The following is a 16,343-nucleotide window of genomic DNA, read 5'->3' as shown; positions in this document are numbered from 1 at the left end:
TTATTATGAGATTCACCCACCACATCGTACTGCTGTTCATTTCTGTCTTTCTATTCTCATGTGCTGACACAGAGCGGAGCACTAAAGATGGAGAGTGGAAATCACTCTTCAACGGAAAAGACCTGGATGACTGGATTGTAAAATTGCACCGCCATGAAGTCGGGGATAATTATGGCGATACGTTTCGGGTAGTCGACGGCGTCATTCAGGTCAACTACGACAACTATGATGAGTTTGGAGACCGGTTTGCGCACCTTTTCTACAAAGAGCCTTTTTCATCCTACCACCTGAAGTTTGAATACCGCTTCAGGGATCAGTGGCTCGAGGACGCCCCGAGCTACACCTACCTCAACAGTGGGGTTATGTTTCACTCACAAGACCCCCACACCATACTGAAAGATCAGGATTGGCCAATCTCTGTAGAGTATCAAATCCTGTCAGATAACCGCGACGGGAACCCCAGGCCCACGGGGAACATGTGCTCCCCCGGAACCGATGTCGCCTATGAAGGAAAGATCGATGACCGACACTGTATCAATTCTTCCGATGGCGGCCATGCCTGGGACGAATGGGTTAAAGGTGAACTTATCGTTTATGGCAGTTCACGGGTCATTCACAAAGTAAATGGCGAAGTCGTCCTGGAGTATACCCAGCCTCAGATCGGGGGCGGTGTCGTGAACGGCTATGACCCCGAGATCAAAGTCGACGGCAAGCTTCTGACCGAAGGCTATATTGCCCTGCAAGGCGAAGGCCAGGGAATTGAGTTCAGAAACATAAAAATCAAGACCCTGGAGTGATCTGCCCGGCGCGTACATAAGCCATTAATTATAAGAAAGGCTTTTATTGTAACGTTTTATGGATATGGGGAGCCCCCCCATTGACAACATCCCCCCTTGCGGCTATTCGTTGTAGGGGGGATTCAAGCCGAAGCACCCGGCTCGGTGCCGATACATTCCCCGTCTCAATGCCCTTACCCATAACGGACAATATGAATGGGGAAGAACCGCCAGTTAACCCAAAACAGGGCTGCTGCCAACGTCCCTGCGCTGGCGGGTCCACGCCGGCTTCCATCGACCGCAGGTCGAGCCTATTTTGCTATCCTGCTTCTGGCGCTCGCCGGTTTCGGGATGGTAACACTTGCGCTGGAAATCCAGTCGGCCGCGCGCGCCTATGTCGCGGGCGAAAGCGAATGGTCGAAATCCCAGAAGGAGGTCGTTTACTGGCTGGATCGCGCCGCCGACACCGGCGAAGGCCTCTGGTTGATGCAGGCCCGAGAGGCGCTGCAAGTGCCTCTGAGCGACCTCCAGGCACGGCTCGCAATGGAGCAGCACCCACCGGATCAAGACGCCGCTGTTCAGCATTTTATTGACGCCGGAAATCATCCCGGCGACTCCGTCAGAATGGCGTGGCTGTTCCGGTATTTTCGTGACGCGCCCCATATTCGCGACTCTGTGGCCTACTGGCGGGAAACCGACCCCTATATTCTGCGGCTTCAGGCAATCCTGGTGGAAATGGAAGCACACATCGAGGCCGGTCGCATGGACACCGATGCCCTCGGCGAGCTGCGCGAGGAAATCAGCCTGATTGCACAGACACTGCGCCCCATGCAGAGCGCATTCTCCGATTCCCTGGGGACAGCGTCCCGGTCTCTCAACTTCTGGCTCAAAAGCTCGCTCGCCTTCGCATTCGGCGCTCTGGCACTCGCTATCGCTTTGGTCTTTCGATGGGCCACTGTCAGGATCGCCGATTCAGAGCAACAGTTCCGCGATACCTTTGAGCAGGCCGCGATGGGCATGGCTCAGATGCGGCCAGATGGCACCCTCGTGGCTGTCAATCATGCCCTGTGCGAACTTCTGGGATATTCGAGACAAGATCTGATTGGCGGGTCACTGGCGGAACTACTGCACCCCGACCAGGACCGTGACAGTTTTCACCAGCTGCTCACCCTCCGCGAAGCATCGAGATCACAGGAACACAAACTCATGACCCGGGAAGGTACAGCTATTTGGTGCCGGTTCTCGCTTTCTCGTGTCGACGACGCCTGGAAGGGTCGACACCACATGATTCTCGGCGTCCAGGACGTCACCGAAGCCCGCGACCTGATGCACAAGCTGCACTATCAGGCGAGTCACGATGCGCTCACCGGAACCATCAACCGTTATGAGTTTGAGGAGCAACTGGCCGTTGCCATTCACCACGCCCGGGCGAACGGAGCCCAGCACGCCTTTTGTTTTATTGATCTGGACCAGTTCAAAGTAGTCAACGATACTGCAGGCCACCTGGCTGGCGACGAAGTCCTGCAGGAAATCACCCGGCTGTTGCGACGCGAACTCCGTCAGACCGACGTGCTTGCCCGACTCGGCGGCGACGAGTTCGGTGTGGTGCTGCGGGATTGCGATGAAACAGCCGCCGTGGAAGTGGCAGAAAAGCTGCGTGAGGTCATCGAAGGATACGTGTTCCAGTCGGGTGACACCCTGTTGCGGCTTGGCGCGAGCATCGGCTGTGTCGCTATCAAGGAATCCACACTCGACCCTGCCAGCCTGTTGAAAGTGGCTGACACAGCCTGCTATATGGCCAAGGATTACGGCAGGAATCGCGTGGTTCTGTATTCAGAGGACGATCAGGCTCTGCAATCGCGTCATACAGAAATGGAAGTCCTGACACAGATTCGCACTGCTTTGGCGAACGACCGCTTTGTCTTGTATGCCCAGGAAATACGTTCGCTGTCAGCGCATGAGAAACCGCGCTGTGAGGTATTGGTGCGGATGCTGGATTCGCAAGGCAATACGGTGCCGCCGAATCAGTTCCTTCCCGCTGCGGAGCACTACCACATGGCAGCGGACATCGACCGCTGGGTGGTCCAAGCGACCCTGGATACCCTGGCCAGACACCCACAGCCGCTAGCCCACCTGGGTGCGTGCCACATCAACCTGTCCGGGCAGTCCATCGGACGCGAAGACTTTTTGACCTTCCTCGGTCGGGCACTGGATCAATCGCCCGTTGACCCCAGCAAACTGTGTTTCGAGATTACTGAAACAGCCGCCATCTCGAATCTCGCCGATGCCCGGCATTTCTTTACGATGCTCCACCAGCGCGGCTGCACATTCGCACTGGACGACTTCGGTAGCGGCCTGTCATCATTCGGTTATCTGACGAGCTTGCCGGTCGATGTCGTCAAGATCGATGGGACGTTTGTGCGTGACGCCCTCACCAACGATATCCATCGCGCCATCGTAAAGTCCATTGGCGAGATCGTCTCGCTTATGGGTAAAAGCACGGTGGCGGAGAGTGTCGAAACCGATGCAATCCGCGACGGCATCGCCGAACTCGGAATTCAATGGGTGCAGGGCTATGGCATACACCGCCCCTGCCCCATGGAAGAGCTACTTTGCGCTTTTGGCATAGCAGCTCACGAACCCACAGGGCAGTCCTGACTCCGTCAGGGTGCGTACCGTCCAGCAAGGCCACGGAGCCACGGAGAATGCAGTATGGATCAGAAGGGTATTGCCGATCGTAACAATGTGCGGTTGATCGGCGACGGCGAACGGGTGCTTATGCTGGCACACGGCTTCGGTTGCGACCAGAACGTGTGGCGGTTTATGATACCCGCGCTCAGCGCATCCTATCGGATACTGTTGTTTGATTATGTCGGAAGCGGCCACTCCTGGCTGAGCGCCTTCAGTGTTGATCGCTACAGCCGGCTGGAAGGCTATGCCCAGGACGTACTGGATATCTGCGAGGCCTTTGATCTTCAGGATGTCAGTTTTGTAGGCCACTCAGTCAGTGGCATGGTGGGCCTGCTGGCCGCCCAGAGACAACCGAATCGATTCCGTGACCTGGTGTTGCTCGGCCCGTCCCCCTGCTACCTGAACATGCCGCCGGATTACCGGGGCGGTTTTTCGCGGGAGGATCTCGAGCAGTTGCTCGACCTGATGGACAAGAACTATATCGGCTGGGCGAACTATTTGGCACCCATGGCCATGGGCCAGAACGCCCCGGATGAGCTGACCGGTGAGCTTTCAGGGAGTTTCTGCTCAACCGACCCGCTGGTCGCCAAAACCTTTGCGAACGCCACCTTCTTTTCCGACTATCGCCACATTCTGCCCGAGACTCGCCACCCAACCCTTCTGTTGCAAGGGCAGTCCGATGTGCTGGCCAATCCGTCAGTGGGTGAGTATATGCACCAGCACATGCCCGGGAGCAAGCTGGTAAACCTGAATACAGAAGGTCATTGTTTTCACATGACTTATCCGGAGAAGGTGAGCGCCGAAGTGCTTGCCTTCCTGTCACGGTAGGACTTGTTATGTCGCAACAGAACTGGGGACCGGATCACTTCCCCTGCGCCTGCCTGGTAACAGCCGGTCCAAACCAAGAGGGTGGCCGGGAGTTGCTGTATGCCAACGCCTATGCGGAAAAGCTGCTCGGCGTAGCCCGAGAGACACTGGTCGGGTGCTCGCTGACGGATCTGTTTACGCCAGCCTCAACCATCATGCTCGATACCTACTTGCTCCCTTTGCTGCTGCACGAAGGCGAGTGTCACGAAGTCATGCTGGACGTCCGCGGCGCCGGAGACCGGGTAATCCCTGTGATTGCCAATGCGGCCCTTAGCAACACGCAAGCGGGACATATCTGCTGGAGTCTATTCAACGCCACACGCCGCAATCAATTGGATCAGGAGCTTATCCTGGCCCGCCGACAATTGGAAGCACACAGCGAGAAGCTCTATCAGCTGTCCGTTACGGACGAGCTGACCGGTCTGGTCAACCGCCGACAACTGAAACGTCGGGCGGAACAATTACTCGCTCAGGCACGGCGCAGCAAAAGCCCGGTCTCCGTCGTCGTCCTTGATATTGACAGGTTCAAGCAGGTGAATGATACAGAGGGACATCTGGCCGGTGACGAGATCCTGAAACGTCTGGCCAGTGTGTTGCGGGATCACGCGCGGGAGTCAGACGTGGTTGGCCGTTACGGTGGCGAGGAATTTTCCTTTGTGCTGCCGGACACCAGCGAATCCGAAGCCCTGTTGTTCGCCCGTCGATTGCACAAACTGGTCGGCACCATACAGGTGGGCGGACAGCCGCTCACCATCAGCATCGGGGTCGTGTCTTCGGAACAGCTGGAACATGGCGTTAATACCTATGAAACGCTGTTCGAATTGGCCGATCGCGCGATGTACGAGGCAAAAACGACCGGGCGCAACCGAACGTTGGTGGCCCGACCTTGATGTTTCACGAGTACATGAGCGCTCCGCTCGCTACGACTGTTTGGAGGCCCAGATGGCCAGCTTGTGCTGAATCGACTTTTGTGAGACCTGATCTTCGGGCAGCGGCTGAATAATGCCGTCTTTCACGAACAACCGATAGATAAACAAATACCGCTCAGCCGCTGAGTCGGTGGGTTCAAACACCGCGGCGCCCCGCTTTTCGGCGTAGGCCATGCCCATGGTCAACGCCTTTCTGGCCATTTCTTTTTCGTCTTTCAGTTTCTTCATTGTGGTGGTTCCTGAGATGCCGGGATCATTCTGTCTCCAGTTCATCAGGAACCGTCACACAATGCAAGTGCCGCCGGAGGTAACTACCGAATGGCATACAGATAGTTGTCCATCGAACCGATATACACAGTACCATCCGAACCCAAAGCGGGAGACCCTACCACGCTGCCCCCAGTTTCAAACGACCAAAGTTCGGTTCCGTTAGAGTCGAGAGCATAAACATGATTATCGGTTGATCCAAAATAGATAGTGCCATCGGAACCCAGGACGGGCGCACCAGTGACGTCTCCACCCGTTTCAAACGACCACTTCTGGCTGCCGTCAGGATTAATCGCATAGAGGTGATTATCACTTGAACCGACATAGATGGTACCGTCTCTTGCAACGGCCGGAGAAAAATGCACGTCACCTCCTGTCTCAAACGACCAGTATTCTTCACCATAGGCACTGATGGCATAGATATGGTTGTCTATTGAGCCGACATAAATCATTCCGTCGTCGCCCAACGCAAGCGAAGAAAAAAGCCCCCCTCCGATGTCCAATGACCAACGCTCTTCACCGTCCGGATCAATCGCAAAGATATAGCCTTCGTTTGTCGTAATGTGAATAGTACCGTCGACGCTTAGTGCCGGTGAACTGATCACGGAGTCCCCCGCACCCGTATCGAACGACCACTTCTCGCTGCCATCGGCGTCGAATGCGTAAAGATGATTGTCCCATGACGCAATATAGACGGTGCCATCAATCGCCAGCATTGGAGAAGATGATACGACGCCGTCCGTGTCAAACGACCAACGCTCGCTACCGTCGGGATTAATCGCATAGACATAACTGTGGTTCGTCCCTACGTAGAGCGTACCGTCGGGTGACAGGGTGGGAGAAGAGAACACATCCCCCCCTGTTTCAAATGACCAGCGCTCGGTGCCATCAGGATTCAGCGCATACACATGGTTATCGAAGGAGCCAAAATAGATATTCCCCTCTGCGTCAATCGCCGGCGACGAGCGCACATCGCCTGAAGTCTCAAACCGCCAGATCATATTCCCCACCGCACCATGAGCACCCGGACTCTGACTACGACCGGTGCGCTGGCGGTCTCCACCCAGACCGGGCCAAACCGACGCACTCTTCATAGCCACCTCTGAACCCGCGCGACTGGTAAGCCCGGCTCCGCCCTCAACTACCGTTTCTACTTGATAGCGGCCACCCATGGCCAATACAGGCGTCCAGTTCCAGTCGGCACCCGTGCGCTCGACAGGTAAGCCGCCGATCGAATGGCTATACGCCAAAGGCGCACCGTCGTAGCTGTAAGCGTTAACTGACACTTCCAGGGTTTCTCCGTTTTCGAGCGGCTCATCGCCGGACAGCGCCAAGGACCAGTCCTCAATGGTCGGCCCTTGCGTTGCCAGTTGAACATACGCCGAGCGCGTGCGAACACCATCGCTGACTTCCAATTCTACGCGGCCCTGCACGGCCTGCTCATCCGGAGCAGTCAGCACTAGCACGTCGTTTTCAGTATCATCAGCTGTCCAACCGTCCGGCAAACTCCAACTGTAGCTAAGAGGTAAACCTTCCGCACTCGTCGCCGACGCGAATAGCTGCACCTGCCCATTGGGATACACTGGCGCACCGATGGTGGAAACCGCCGATATGATCGGGCCCGCTGGCTCACCGTCTGCTCCGTCCGTACCATCGGCTCCATCTGTCCCGTCGGCTCCGGCTGTACCATCAGAGCCAGAGCCGCAGCCGATTAAAACCATTGCGGCCAGGAGTAGTAAAATCGTGCGGCCGGTACGTATGAATTGTTTGAGTAGCGTGATAAAAATTGTCATAGCAAGGCTCCCTTTTGTTCTATCTCTCGCATACATCAACAAGCATCTGGCATGGTTGACGCAGTTCGTTCCTGCCGTTCAAGCAGGCTCGAATCATCCTACTAACACAACCTTACAAATCCCTAACAACGCTCCTGTCACACCGGAAAATATGACGCGCCTCACAAAAATGGCGGAAAAATATCGGTCATAAGGATCACGCAACGACTTGCTATCCTGCAAATGCACTACGCAGAAAGGTTTGGCGAGGCGCACGGCAACTCAAACGGTCGCCGCGCATAAAAGGAGGCTTTTAGTGTTGTAGCGCCGGATGGGTACTCTTCACGTCTTTGGAATGTGCATCGATAGCCGCGCTGCCCGAGAGAATCCGTTTGCCGTTGACGCGATTGACCCACCAGGTCACAACCACCAGATAAGTGTACAAACCCGCCGTGAGTGAGCCCCAGCGAATCCAGGAGGAGGTGTAGCCCATGAACTCCGCTACCTGCATGTGAATCTGGTGGCCCAGGATCATAAACCCGTTCAGCCCATAGTCGATCCACCACAGTCCACTACCCACGACGATCGAATACCAGAGGTCTGGAAATGTAACCATCATATGGGCTGCAATAATCAGAATACCGAACGCAGCATGCAGGCGGTTTATGCCCGCCCGGTACAGCGAACGGTGACCATAGAGGCTGCCGGACAGTATTGATCCCAGCCCCAGTAGAACACCGATAAACCATCCCAGAAAAGGAATCAGAAGACAGGCGCTGATAAATACCGCATTGAGTACACGCCCCACTTTGCTGCGCAGGAAATGGTGATTCGTATCCCAGTCATTGTAAGCGCCGCCCGCGTGATACTTGATCTCCGTATCCAGATTAATGACACGCTCTAGATTGTCGCGCGCGGCATCCCAGATAAGCAGGAGCTTGTGCCCGGGGCGAGCGTCGACGTTGAAACTGTTAAACTCCAGCTTTCGCTCCTTGCCGCTATCGACGTTCTTGACCCAAAGCTCCTGTTCACTGTGACGAGTCACAGACGACTGAATGTTTTGAATGTTGCCATGCATATCGCTGCCGCCCCCCGAAACACTGGTGGTGGAATAGCGGTGAACATTCTGGTCGATAACTTCGTAAAGACTGCTGGTGGGCTCGATGATTTTCGTCATAATGTTATAGGATAAGTCATTGAGGATAACGGACAGCTTGGCAGCCTTAACGGCCAGCGATGATGTTGGCGCATATTGTCACACAGGGTTTCGCAAGTAAACCCGACCAAAAGCAGGCGGCGAACTACTGACGAATACCTATACTCGACCTTTACCGAAGACCAGACTGATCCAAATTTTGACACCCAGAATTTTACAACCGGAGGTAAGCATGAGCTTCAACACTGAGAACTACCCAGGTGTCGCGCAAGAGGCGCCGGCAGAGACCCAAGGTTTTCGCTTCAATCACACCATGCTGCGGGTGAAAGACCCCGAGCGCTCGCTGGCGTTTTATTCCCACGTACTGGGCATGCGTGTGCTGCGGCGACTGGACTTTGAAGAGATGAAATTTTCATTGTACTTTCTGGCCAAGCCGGATAACGACGAAACCATACCCGAAGACCAGGCCGAACGCGCCCGCTGGACGTTCAGCCAACGCGGGATCCTGGAGCTGACCCACAACTGGGGTACCGAAGACGACGCCGACTTCGCCTACCACGATGGCAACAAGGAACCCCAGGGCTTTGGTCACATCTGTTTTGCGGTGCCCAACCTGGAAAAAGCCGTGGCCTGGTTTGATGCCAACGACGTTCAGTATGTCAAGCGACCGGAAGACGGCAAGATGAAGCATATCGCCTTTATCAAGGACCCGGATGGCTACTGGATAGAGATTGTCCAGGCCACCCGCATGGCTGATTGAACAGCGAACTCAATAAAAGAGCAGCGACTCACCAACCCGCTCGACCAACATGTCACGGTAGTATTCCGCCTTGGCAATATGCAGGGTCTCGAGCGGGTTGTAATCATCGGTGATGATAAAATCGCTTTCACCCCGAACGTCGACTTCCAACCGTTCCAGCCAGGTCACCTGCGCACGCTGGTCGGGGCTCCGGGTCAACACCAGGGGCTCATTCGAGACAAAAAAGACATAGTCATTGAATTCTGCATCGGGCGCCGAGACAAAGGTACGCCGATGGGGGAACACTTGATCCAGAGTCTTCGCGACCGCCTCCACCGGCTCCTGCTCCCCCTCGGCCGTCAGCCCGACGAAGTTGAGCGCGAGAATGCCGCCGGGCTTGAGACGCGCTTTGAGCTTTTGAAACATCTCCAGGCTCAGCAGGTGAATAGGCTCGGCGCCCCCGGTAAAGCAATCGTGAACAATAAAGTCATACTGCTTGCTCATCTGTTGAATCTGGTAGCGGGCGTCCCCGACAATCACATCGCCCGTGGGCACAAAGCTGAAGTACTCACTCGCCAGTTGCGCGACTACCGGGTCAATTTCCATGGCATCGGTGGCAATGCCGCTCTGGGCATAGGTGTTGACCAGATGGCCGCTGCCCAGCCCCACCAGCAACGCGTCGCGCCCTAGCCTGTTGAACAGTGGCAGCTGCCCCACCACCGCCTGATACCCCAAGACCCCCTGGCCTGAGGCCAGGTGCTCCGCACCAATAGTGGAGCCGCCGGACATCAACCAACGGATGCCCCGCTCGGGCTGGTCCACCACCCGCACCCAGGCATAGGGGCTTTCCGCCTCAAACACCACCACGGAGCCTGGGGTTTCTCGCTGGCCCATGTAACCGGCCACCCCCACCAGCACGAAAGCCGCCAGGCCAGCGGTGGTCGCCCCCCACAGGGGGAGGGAGTTGCCAGCGCGCAGGCGCCGGTTCTCGTACAGCGCCAGGATAAACGCCATCACGAACATGAGCACGCTGAGGGTGACGACGATACGCTGGGTACCGAACAACGGCAGCAGATAGAAGCCGAGCAGGAGGGTGCCGGCGACGCTGCCAAGGGTACTGATGGCATAGACGGTACCGGCGGTCCGCCCCAGCCGTTCGAGCCCACTGGTGGCCATTTTGATAACGTAAGGCCCCACCATTCCCAGCATGATCAAGCAGGGGGTAAACAGAACAAAGGCACTGCTGAGGGCCCCCCAACGCAGCCCAAGGGCATTGGTGGTGAGCTGCACCGGCTGGCTGATGAGAGGGATGATGCCGATCAACACCCCGGTGGCCAGCAGGATATGGGAGAGGCGCAGCCAGGGCGCGGTATCCGCCAGACGGCCACCCACCAGATATCCGATGGCCAACGCCAGCAGTGCGGTGGACAGCAGCGACGACCAGACAATCATGCTGACACCGTAGTATGGCCCGATGATGCGGGTGCCCAAAAGCTCAATCATCATAACCGTGGCACCCGTGATGGAAGCGGTCACGTAAAACAGACAGCGATCGGCGCGGGTCAGCGGCGGGTGCTGGGCAGCACTGGCGCCGGAAGGGGCTTGCACGCGGGTCATGGGCTTATCCTTATTGGGGTGAGGTATGACGGCGACAACCCCCCCGAGCCTAGTGGCGTTAACCTAACAAGTCCTAGACACGGATCACAGCGTCACACTTTGGCGCCTAAGTCAGCGGCGCCAGAAAGGCCTTCAGCTCCCGCGCCAGCCAGGTCACCACCGCGCCACCCTGGGCCTGTTCGGACTCCAGGGCCGTAAACACCTTCCACCATTGGGCGTTGTGATGACGGATCACCTTCAGTTTGTTGGCGCGCAGCGCCTCGGCAATCATCGGAAATGGCAGATCGGCCCAGCCAATGCCCTCAATCACGGCATCGCGAATCAACTCATATTGCGTAAAGGCCAGGTAGTTGGCGGTCTCCGGTGACTCCGCCACAAGCGAGCCGTCCTTGATATAGGCGAGGGTGATTTCCTGATGGAGAACCAGATCGTCCTGGGTCACCCGCTCCAACTGCGCCAGCGGGTGATCGGGGGCGGCCACGGTCATCATGCGCACATCGGCCAGGTCCCGCAGCGTGTGATAGCCCTCGCTCAGAATTTCCGGCATCAACCCGTAGGCCACATCGACAATCTGCTCGCTCACCAGTTCTTCCAGCTCGCGCGGTGGCGCCAGGTAGATCGACAGGCTGGTTTGAGGGAATTCCGCCTTCAGGCGTTTGAGCAGACTGCGCCACTGGGCCTCGGGCAAGCTGTCGTCCCGAGCAATCCGCAATGCGGACTCGGCACCCTTCAGGTGCTGTTGGCAGCGGGCGTGAATCTGGTGACCGATCTGCACCAGGCGGCGACTGTCGGTCACCAGCGCAGTACCGATGGGGGTCAACGTCAGTTGATTGCCGCTGCGCTCAAACAGCACCACCCCCAACTCATCTTCGAGTGCCGCCAGGGCGGTACTGAGCGTCGTGCGGCTCATGCGCAGACGGCGCGATGCGGCGGCGATACCGCCCTCTTCAACGATCGCGAGAAAGGCTTCGACTTGTGGCAGGCGCATAGCAGGACCTCAGAAAGGTTTTCAGCGACGCATTTTCCGTCGATGAGTGACTCACCACTTAGCCTATACCTCCGTTATAGTGGCTTCAATACTTATTGGAGGTGGTTATGTCCTCGGCTTATTCGAGGGAAAAAACGGCGCTGAAACTGTCAGCGCTGATAGCGGGCTTGTTTGCCTTTTTTGGCCTGATCTGGGGTTTGTGGATCGGCTCGCTGATGATTCTGTTTGACGGTGCCTACTCGCTGATCAGCCTGTGCCTGTCACTCCTCTCCGTTTACGCCGCCCAAGCGGTGTATCAACCGGCCAGCCGGCGCTTTCCGTTCGGCCAGGCGGCCATTCAGCCCCTCGTTATCGCCATCAAAGGACTCGCCATTGCGCTGGTGTGCATCGTCTCGGCGTTGGCAGCACTGCAATCCCTGCTCTCCGGCGGACGACTGGTCAGTGCCGACCTGGCGCTGGGCTTTGCACTGCTGAGCCTGGTGGCGTGTGCGGCGGTGTGGGCCTACCTGCGGCTGCGTGACCCAATCGGCGAGTCTGACCTGATGAGTGCGGAGCGCAGTCAATGGCAGATGGACACCTTGCTGAGCGGGGTCGTGGCACTGGGCTTTGCCGGGGCCTGGCTGATGGAACGCAGCGCCTGGGCCGAATGGGCCGTGTATGTGGATCCGCTCCTGGTGCTCGCGGTGTCCGGCTATTTTTTATCGGTGCCGGTACGCATGGTACGCGGCGCCGTGCGCGAGCTGGTGATGGCCGCCCCGGACCCGAAGGTAGAGCACATTGCCCGCAACGCACTGCAGGTCGCCGGCCTGGGGCGGGAATACACACGCGTGATCAAACTCGGCCCCTACCTGATACTGGACGTGGACATCAGCGCGGAACGCCACGCTGATTACAATGGCCTGCGCCGACGCCTGTACCGGGCACTGGCGGACTGCCCCTGGCGCCCGGTACTGTTCTTTAACCCGGTGACTGACGGACCGGTATCGAACGCAACAGCGCCGCATCGGCCGCTGCCCAACGCGGCTGAACCTATAGTCAGTGAATATCTGCTCAAGTCGGTGAATTGACCCAGTCAATCAGTAATCGTATCATTGACAGGTTGCCCTGGTTACCAGGGTTTAACATAAATATTATAAATAGTAATTTTTCACCCCAGAGAGATCGAGAGACCATGAAAACCTTTGCACATTTGGCAGCGTCCATCCTGTTGGGCGTACTGCTCACCGCGTGTGGCAGCTCCAATACCGAAACAACAGACCAAGACACCAGCGGTAGCTCCAGTTCAGACGTCAGCTCCAGCTCCGATGCCAGTTCCAGCAGCGCAGCCGCACTCGACCCCGTCACCATTCACATGATTGGTGACTCCACGATGACCGAGTACCCGGATCGCCGCCCCCAGGCGGGCTGGGGCGAAATGGTTCACATGTTCTACAACGATGACGTCACCGTGGTGAACTGGGCTCGGGGCGGGCGCAGCTCGCGCAGTTTCTACTATGAGACCGGACGTTGGCCCGCCACCAAAGCCGCCCTCGCGGAAGGCGACTATGTCATTATCCAGTTTGGGCACAATGACCAGAAGCGCGGCGGTGACTACGACGAATTCGGCACCTATGCGTTCTGCAGCGATGGCAGCACCGACGGTGAAGGTTGCGCTGACACCGAGCACTCCTATTACCAGTTCCTGAAAAAATACGTCATGGAGGCCCGCGAACAGGGTGCAACCCCCATCCTGATGACGCCGATGGTGCGCAAGTACTTCAGTGGCACCAGCATCAACGAAACCGGGCAGCATAACCTGACCAGTATCAACTCAGGCGAAACCTTTCCCCGTGGCAGCTACACCGCTGCGATGAAAGCCGTGGCAGAAACCTATGACGTCCCCCTGGTCGACGTGACCGAGGAAACCCGGATCATCGTCGAGAGTTATGGGAACACCGCGGCCACCGAATACCTGTATATCGCAGCCGACAGCACTCACCCCACCGAGCTTTTTGCGACCCTGATTGCCAAGCGTGCGGTCGGCGGCCTGAGTGCCCTGAATGTCCTGGCAGACTATACCGTAGAGGTCAGTTCGGTCATTACCAGCCCCACCGAGATCGATTGGGTCAAGCGCTATACCGGCACGTCCACCAATCGCACCCTGACTGTTTCCGCGTTCGATCTGGATCCGGCCTCCGGCAGTGTCATCGTCACGGCACCGGAGGGGTTTCAGGTTTCCCACGACCAGCAAGACTGGCAATCCGAGCTGAGCATCGACTACCAGAACGGCGACTTCATGCACACGGTGAATGTGTCGTTTAACCCAGAGGAAGAAAAGGTCTACTCCGAGACGCTGATCCTCAGCCTCTTGGGTGAACAGGTCGCCAGCGTCGCCCTGATGGGTGAAGGCGTTGGCGCGGGTACCGGCCTGGCATCCCATGTCAGCTGGTTTACCGACCCCGATAGCCTGGCACCGGAAACCGACGGTCCGGTCAATGCGACCGACGCCGTTGCCGTCAACCTGGTCAAGCACAGCAACAGAGTTTTCTCCATTCAGGAGGAAGGCAGCGACCTTACCACCGACAAAACCATCGCCCGCTATGTGGCGAACAACCACACCGGACGCCCGGCCGACGAGTACCTGCTGTTCGAGGCCAGCGCAGCCAACGGTAGCTTCGCTATCGATACCATCTCCGCCTACCTGACCAGCAGCGGCGGCTCGACCGTGCGTGCTGATATGGAGTATTCGTTAACCAGCGATTTCTCCAACCCGATCAAGCTCAACGAGGATCCATTGTTCTTCACCGCCAACACCATGACCAAGGTGGAGTTTCAGGTGATTGAGCAACTGTCCGCGAACGCCAGTCTCTACCTGCGTATCTACACCTGGAATGCGGCCGACAACGACGGCAAGTTCCTGGCCGTGTACGATGTGCAGATCTCCGGGCTCGCCGAAGACTAATTAACGGCCAGCGCCCGAGCCTCGGCCATGCCGCGCTGCGTATTTCGCCGGCCGGGCCAGATGGCTTCACCGGATTGATAAGCGCTCAGGGCTTCGTCCGGGCGCTCTAACGCTAACAACAGGTCACCCAGAGCCTCGTAAGGTGGATAGAGCGCACCCGGACTTACCGGGCTCTTCTCTACGGTAGCTTCCAGCTCAGCAGCAGCGTGCATCAGGGCAATGGCCCCATCCGGGTCGCCGTCGGCATGCGCTATCCAGCCGGACAGGATCTGCCGATCCACCTCCAGGTAGGTCGAAAACTGCTCTTCTCCCGCCCTCACAGCGGCATCGCGCAGCGACTCCAATCGCTGCTCAGCCCGTCGCGCCTCCGTCAGGTCGCCCTCGTGCACCGCGCCCAGGCCTCGGGCATACCAGCTCAGACCCTCGGGCCAGTGGCTGTCCTCCCAGGGCAGGTAATCCGGCTCACGCACCGGCAGTGTTCGCGCCGCCGCCCAGTCCCGCTGCTCCACCGCAATGCGCGCGGGCATGGCGGCCACGTGAAATGCCGAGACAAAGACCGGCTGATGACGCTCGACCGCCTTGGCTTCCGCCCACGCCGCCTGCGCCTGCTCGACCGCGTTTTGCTGCAGGTAGCCGTACACCAGATAGTCGAGCGCGTGAATGTAGTGGAAAGAGACAGCGCCATTGACAGCGTGCCCCTTGGCGGCATCCGCGGAACGCCGGTTCCATTCGATGACCTCATCCCATGCCCCGAGGCGCACATAAATGTGCGAAGGCATGTGCAGGGCGTGGGGAACACGAGGTGCAATATCGCCATACACCGCCACCATATCGATGGCATTCTCGGCCCGGCCGTCCACATCGGTGGCGTGGATGCTGTAGTGAATAGCCCCCGGGTGGGTGCGCTCGGATTCCCATACCGCCCTCAACACCGCTTCGCCCTCATCGTGCAGTGCATGCCGGGTCTCGCCATCGGCCCCCATCGCCAACGCCAGGCGGGAGAGCCCATAGAGTGCCGCAATGTCCAGATCCTTCGGGTGTTGAGCATAGGCTTCGGCCATACCCTCGGCCCAGGCGACGATACGCTCCCGGTAACTTGACGCGTCCGTCTGAAAAAAGGCGTCCACCGCGTCAATCAGAGCCGTTTCCCGCGCTACGTCGGTGCCCGCCCGTCGGGCCTGGGCGATGGCGGCGCGCCCTTCGGCCAAAACCTCCGCATCCGGACGCGAGGGCCACAAAGGTTGAAAATAGGTGGCAGCCACACCCCAGTGGGCCATGGCGCAGCCGGGGGCCTGCTCGGTGAGTGCGCGAAAGCGCGAGCGCGCCTGCTGGTACATCATGTGGTGTTTCAGGGCCAGAGCCCGGTCAAACTCCGCTGCCGCCTCGGCAGCACAAGCCGGTTGAAAGTTGACCGCACCCAACGCCTCGCCCGATGGTACCGGGTGGTCATGGCCGTGTTGGTCAGGGCTGCCAGCAGCCCCAAACGCCAAAGGAAAGAGCAGTAAAAGCAGCAAAAACGGGTATCGGATACGCATGGTGTGCCTCCCTGAGTCGTGCGACACCGCTCAGTGTAGAGACAGCGGCCAGGGGCTGCGTGCCC

General features: G+C 58.0%; 13 protein-coding genes. 7 read left to right on the top strand and 6 right to left on the bottom strand.

Translation table 11 applies throughout. The annotated features are described in order from the left end of the window. Window positions 1–5: 5 nt before the first annotated feature. From DKW72_RS13295 to DKW72_RS13280, 4 genes are all read left to right on the top strand, one after another. On the top strand, window positions 6–797 hold the full coding sequence (locus DKW72_RS13295) for a 3-keto-disaccharide hydrolase (protein ID WP_111642869.1): 792 nt from the start codon (window positions 6–8) through the stop codon (window positions 795–797). A 330-nt stretch (window positions 798–1,127) separates the two neighbouring features. Next, on the top strand, window positions 1,128–3,434 hold the full coding sequence (locus tag DKW72_RS13290) for a putative bifunctional diguanylate cyclase/phosphodiesterase (protein WP_198411357.1): 2,307 nt from the start codon (window positions 1,128–1,130) through the stop codon (window positions 3,432–3,434). Window positions 3,435–3,488: 54 nt separating this feature from the next. Next, the gene (locus tag DKW72_RS13285; RefSeq protein WP_111642867.1) at window positions 3,489–4,295 is read left to right on the top strand and encodes an alpha/beta fold hydrolase; all 807 of its coding nucleotides are present in this window, start codon (window positions 3,489–3,491) and stop codon (window positions 4,293–4,295) included. An 8-nt stretch (window positions 4,296–4,303) separates the two neighbouring features. Next, window positions 4,304–5,224, top strand: a complete 921-nt coding sequence (locus tag DKW72_RS13280; RefSeq protein WP_111642866.1) for a sensor domain-containing diguanylate cyclase — start codon at window positions 4,304–4,306, stop codon at window positions 5,222–5,224. 30 nt (window positions 5,225–5,254) lie between these two features. Here DKW72_RS13280 and DKW72_RS13275 read toward each other — a convergent pair whose 3' ends face one another. The 3 genes from DKW72_RS13275 to DKW72_RS13265 all read right to left on the bottom strand — a co-directional run bounded on the left by DKW72_RS13275 (window position 5,255) and on the right by DKW72_RS13265 (window position 8,479). Then, window positions 5,255–5,491: a DUF5062 family protein gene (locus DKW72_RS13275; protein ID WP_111642865.1), complete on the bottom strand. Its 237-nt coding sequence runs from the start codon at window positions 5,489–5,491 to the stop codon at window positions 5,255–5,257. Between the two features lie 83 nt (window positions 5,492–5,574). Beyond that, window positions 5,575–7,323, bottom strand: a complete 1,749-nt coding sequence (locus DKW72_RS13270) for a beta-alanine-activating enzyme beta-propeller domain-containing protein (RefSeq protein ID WP_111642864.1) — start codon at window positions 7,321–7,323, stop codon at window positions 5,575–5,577. A gap of 292 nt (window positions 7,324–7,615) precedes the next feature. Next, window positions 7,616–8,479 carry a hypothetical protein gene (locus tag DKW72_RS13265; protein ID WP_111642863.1) on the bottom strand — a complete coding sequence of 288 codons (864 nt, stop codon included), beginning with the start codon at window positions 8,477–8,479 and terminating at the stop codon, window positions 7,616–7,618. Between the two features lie 211 nt (window positions 8,480–8,690). Between DKW72_RS13265 and gloA the strand changes: the two genes are divergently transcribed. Then, window positions 8,691–9,218: a lactoylglutathione lyase gene (gene gloA, locus DKW72_RS13260; protein WP_111642862.1), complete on the top strand. Its 528-nt coding sequence runs from the start codon at window positions 8,691–8,693 to the stop codon at window positions 9,216–9,218. Window positions 9,219–9,227: 9 nt separating this feature from the next. Here the strand turns inward: gloA and DKW72_RS13255 are convergent, their stop codons facing one another. Together DKW72_RS13255 and DKW72_RS13250 are read right to left on the bottom strand one after the other, a co-directional pair. Continuing rightward, entirely contained in the window at window positions 9,228–10,814 is a 1,587-nt protein-coding gene (locus DKW72_RS13255) for a fused MFS/spermidine synthase (protein WP_198411356.1), read from the bottom strand. Between the two features lie 106 nt (window positions 10,815–10,920). After that, complete coding sequence (locus tag DKW72_RS13250; RefSeq protein ID WP_111642861.1) at window positions 10,921–11,802, bottom strand: LysR family transcriptional regulator; 882 nt, start codon at window positions 11,800–11,802, stop codon at window positions 10,921–10,923. Between the two features lie 107 nt (window positions 11,803–11,909). Between DKW72_RS13250 and DKW72_RS13245 the strand changes: the two genes are divergently transcribed. Both DKW72_RS13245 and DKW72_RS13240 read left to right on the top strand, forming a co-directional pair. Beyond that, window positions 11,910–12,869, top strand: coding sequence for a cation transporter (locus DKW72_RS13245; RefSeq protein WP_111642860.1), 960 nt, complete (start codon window positions 11,910–11,912; stop codon window positions 12,867–12,869). A 104-nt stretch (window positions 12,870–12,973) separates the two neighbouring features. Continuing rightward, entirely contained in the window at window positions 12,974–14,743 is a 1,770-nt protein-coding gene (locus DKW72_RS13240) for a rhamnogalacturonan acetylesterase (RefSeq protein ID WP_111642859.1), read from the top strand. On the opposite strand, the gene DKW72_RS13235 is transcribed toward DKW72_RS13240, so the two are convergent. Then, window positions 14,740–16,278 (bottom strand): tetratricopeptide repeat protein, encoded by a 1,539-nt coding sequence (locus tag DKW72_RS13235; RefSeq protein WP_111642858.1) that lies wholly within the window; start codon window positions 16,276–16,278, stop codon window positions 14,740–14,742. The two genes, DKW72_RS13240 and DKW72_RS13235, sit on opposite strands and share 4 nt — an antisense overlap. Between the last annotated feature and the right edge of the window lie 65 nt (window positions 16,279–16,343).

This window comes from Marinimicrobium alkaliphilum (genome assembly GCF_003259155.1).
Lineage (GTDB): Bacteria > Pseudomonadota > Gammaproteobacteria > Pseudomonadales > Cellvibrionaceae > Marinimicrobium_A > Marinimicrobium_A alkaliphilum.
This window is presented reverse-complemented; position numbering and strand designations above follow the sequence as displayed.

Excerpts from the sequence above, each read along its gene's own strand:
- DKW72_RS13270 (WP_111642864.1), bottom strand. The coding sequence starts at position 7,323 with ATGACAATTTTTATCACGCTACTCAAACAATTCATACGTACCGGCCGC.
- DKW72_RS13265 (WP_111642863.1), bottom strand. The coding sequence starts at position 8,479 with ATGACGAAAATCATCGAGCCCACCAGCAGTCTTTACGAAGTTATCGAC.
- DKW72_RS13275 (WP_111642865.1), bottom strand. The coding sequence starts at position 5,491 with ATGAAGAAACTGAAAGACGAAAAAGAAATGGCCAGAAAGGCGTTGACC.
- DKW72_RS13240 (WP_111642859.1), top strand. The coding sequence starts at position 12,974 with ATGAAAACCTTTGCACATTTGGCAGCGTCCATCCTGTTGGGCGTACTG.
- DKW72_RS13245 (WP_111642860.1), top strand. The coding sequence starts at position 11,910 with ATGTCCTCGGCTTATTCGAGGGAAAAAACGGCGCTGAAACTGTCAGCG.
- gloA (WP_111642862.1), top strand. The coding sequence starts at position 8,691 with ATGAGCTTCAACACTGAGAACTACCCAGGTGTCGCGCAAGAGGCGCCG.
- DKW72_RS13295 (WP_111642869.1), top strand. The coding sequence starts at position 6 with ATGAGATTCACCCACCACATCGTACTGCTGTTCATTTCTGTCTTTCTA.
- DKW72_RS13235 (WP_111642858.1), bottom strand. The coding sequence starts at position 16,278 with ATGCGTATCCGATACCCGTTTTTGCTGCTTTTACTGCTCTTTCCTTTG.
- DKW72_RS13255 (WP_198411356.1), bottom strand. The coding sequence starts at position 10,814 with ATGACCCGCGTGCAAGCCCCTTCCGGCGCCAGTGCTGCCCAGCACCCG.
- DKW72_RS13280 (WP_111642866.1), top strand. The coding sequence starts at position 4,304 with ATGTCGCAACAGAACTGGGGACCGGATCACTTCCCCTGCGCCTGCCTG.
- DKW72_RS13290 (WP_198411357.1), top strand. The coding sequence starts at position 1,128 with ATGGTAACACTTGCGCTGGAAATCCAGTCGGCCGCGCGCGCCTATGTC.
- DKW72_RS13250 (WP_111642861.1), bottom strand. The coding sequence starts at position 11,802 with ATGCGCCTGCCACAAGTCGAAGCCTTTCTCGCGATCGTTGAAGAGGGC.
- DKW72_RS13285 (WP_111642867.1), top strand. The coding sequence starts at position 3,489 with ATGGATCAGAAGGGTATTGCCGATCGTAACAATGTGCGGTTGATCGGC.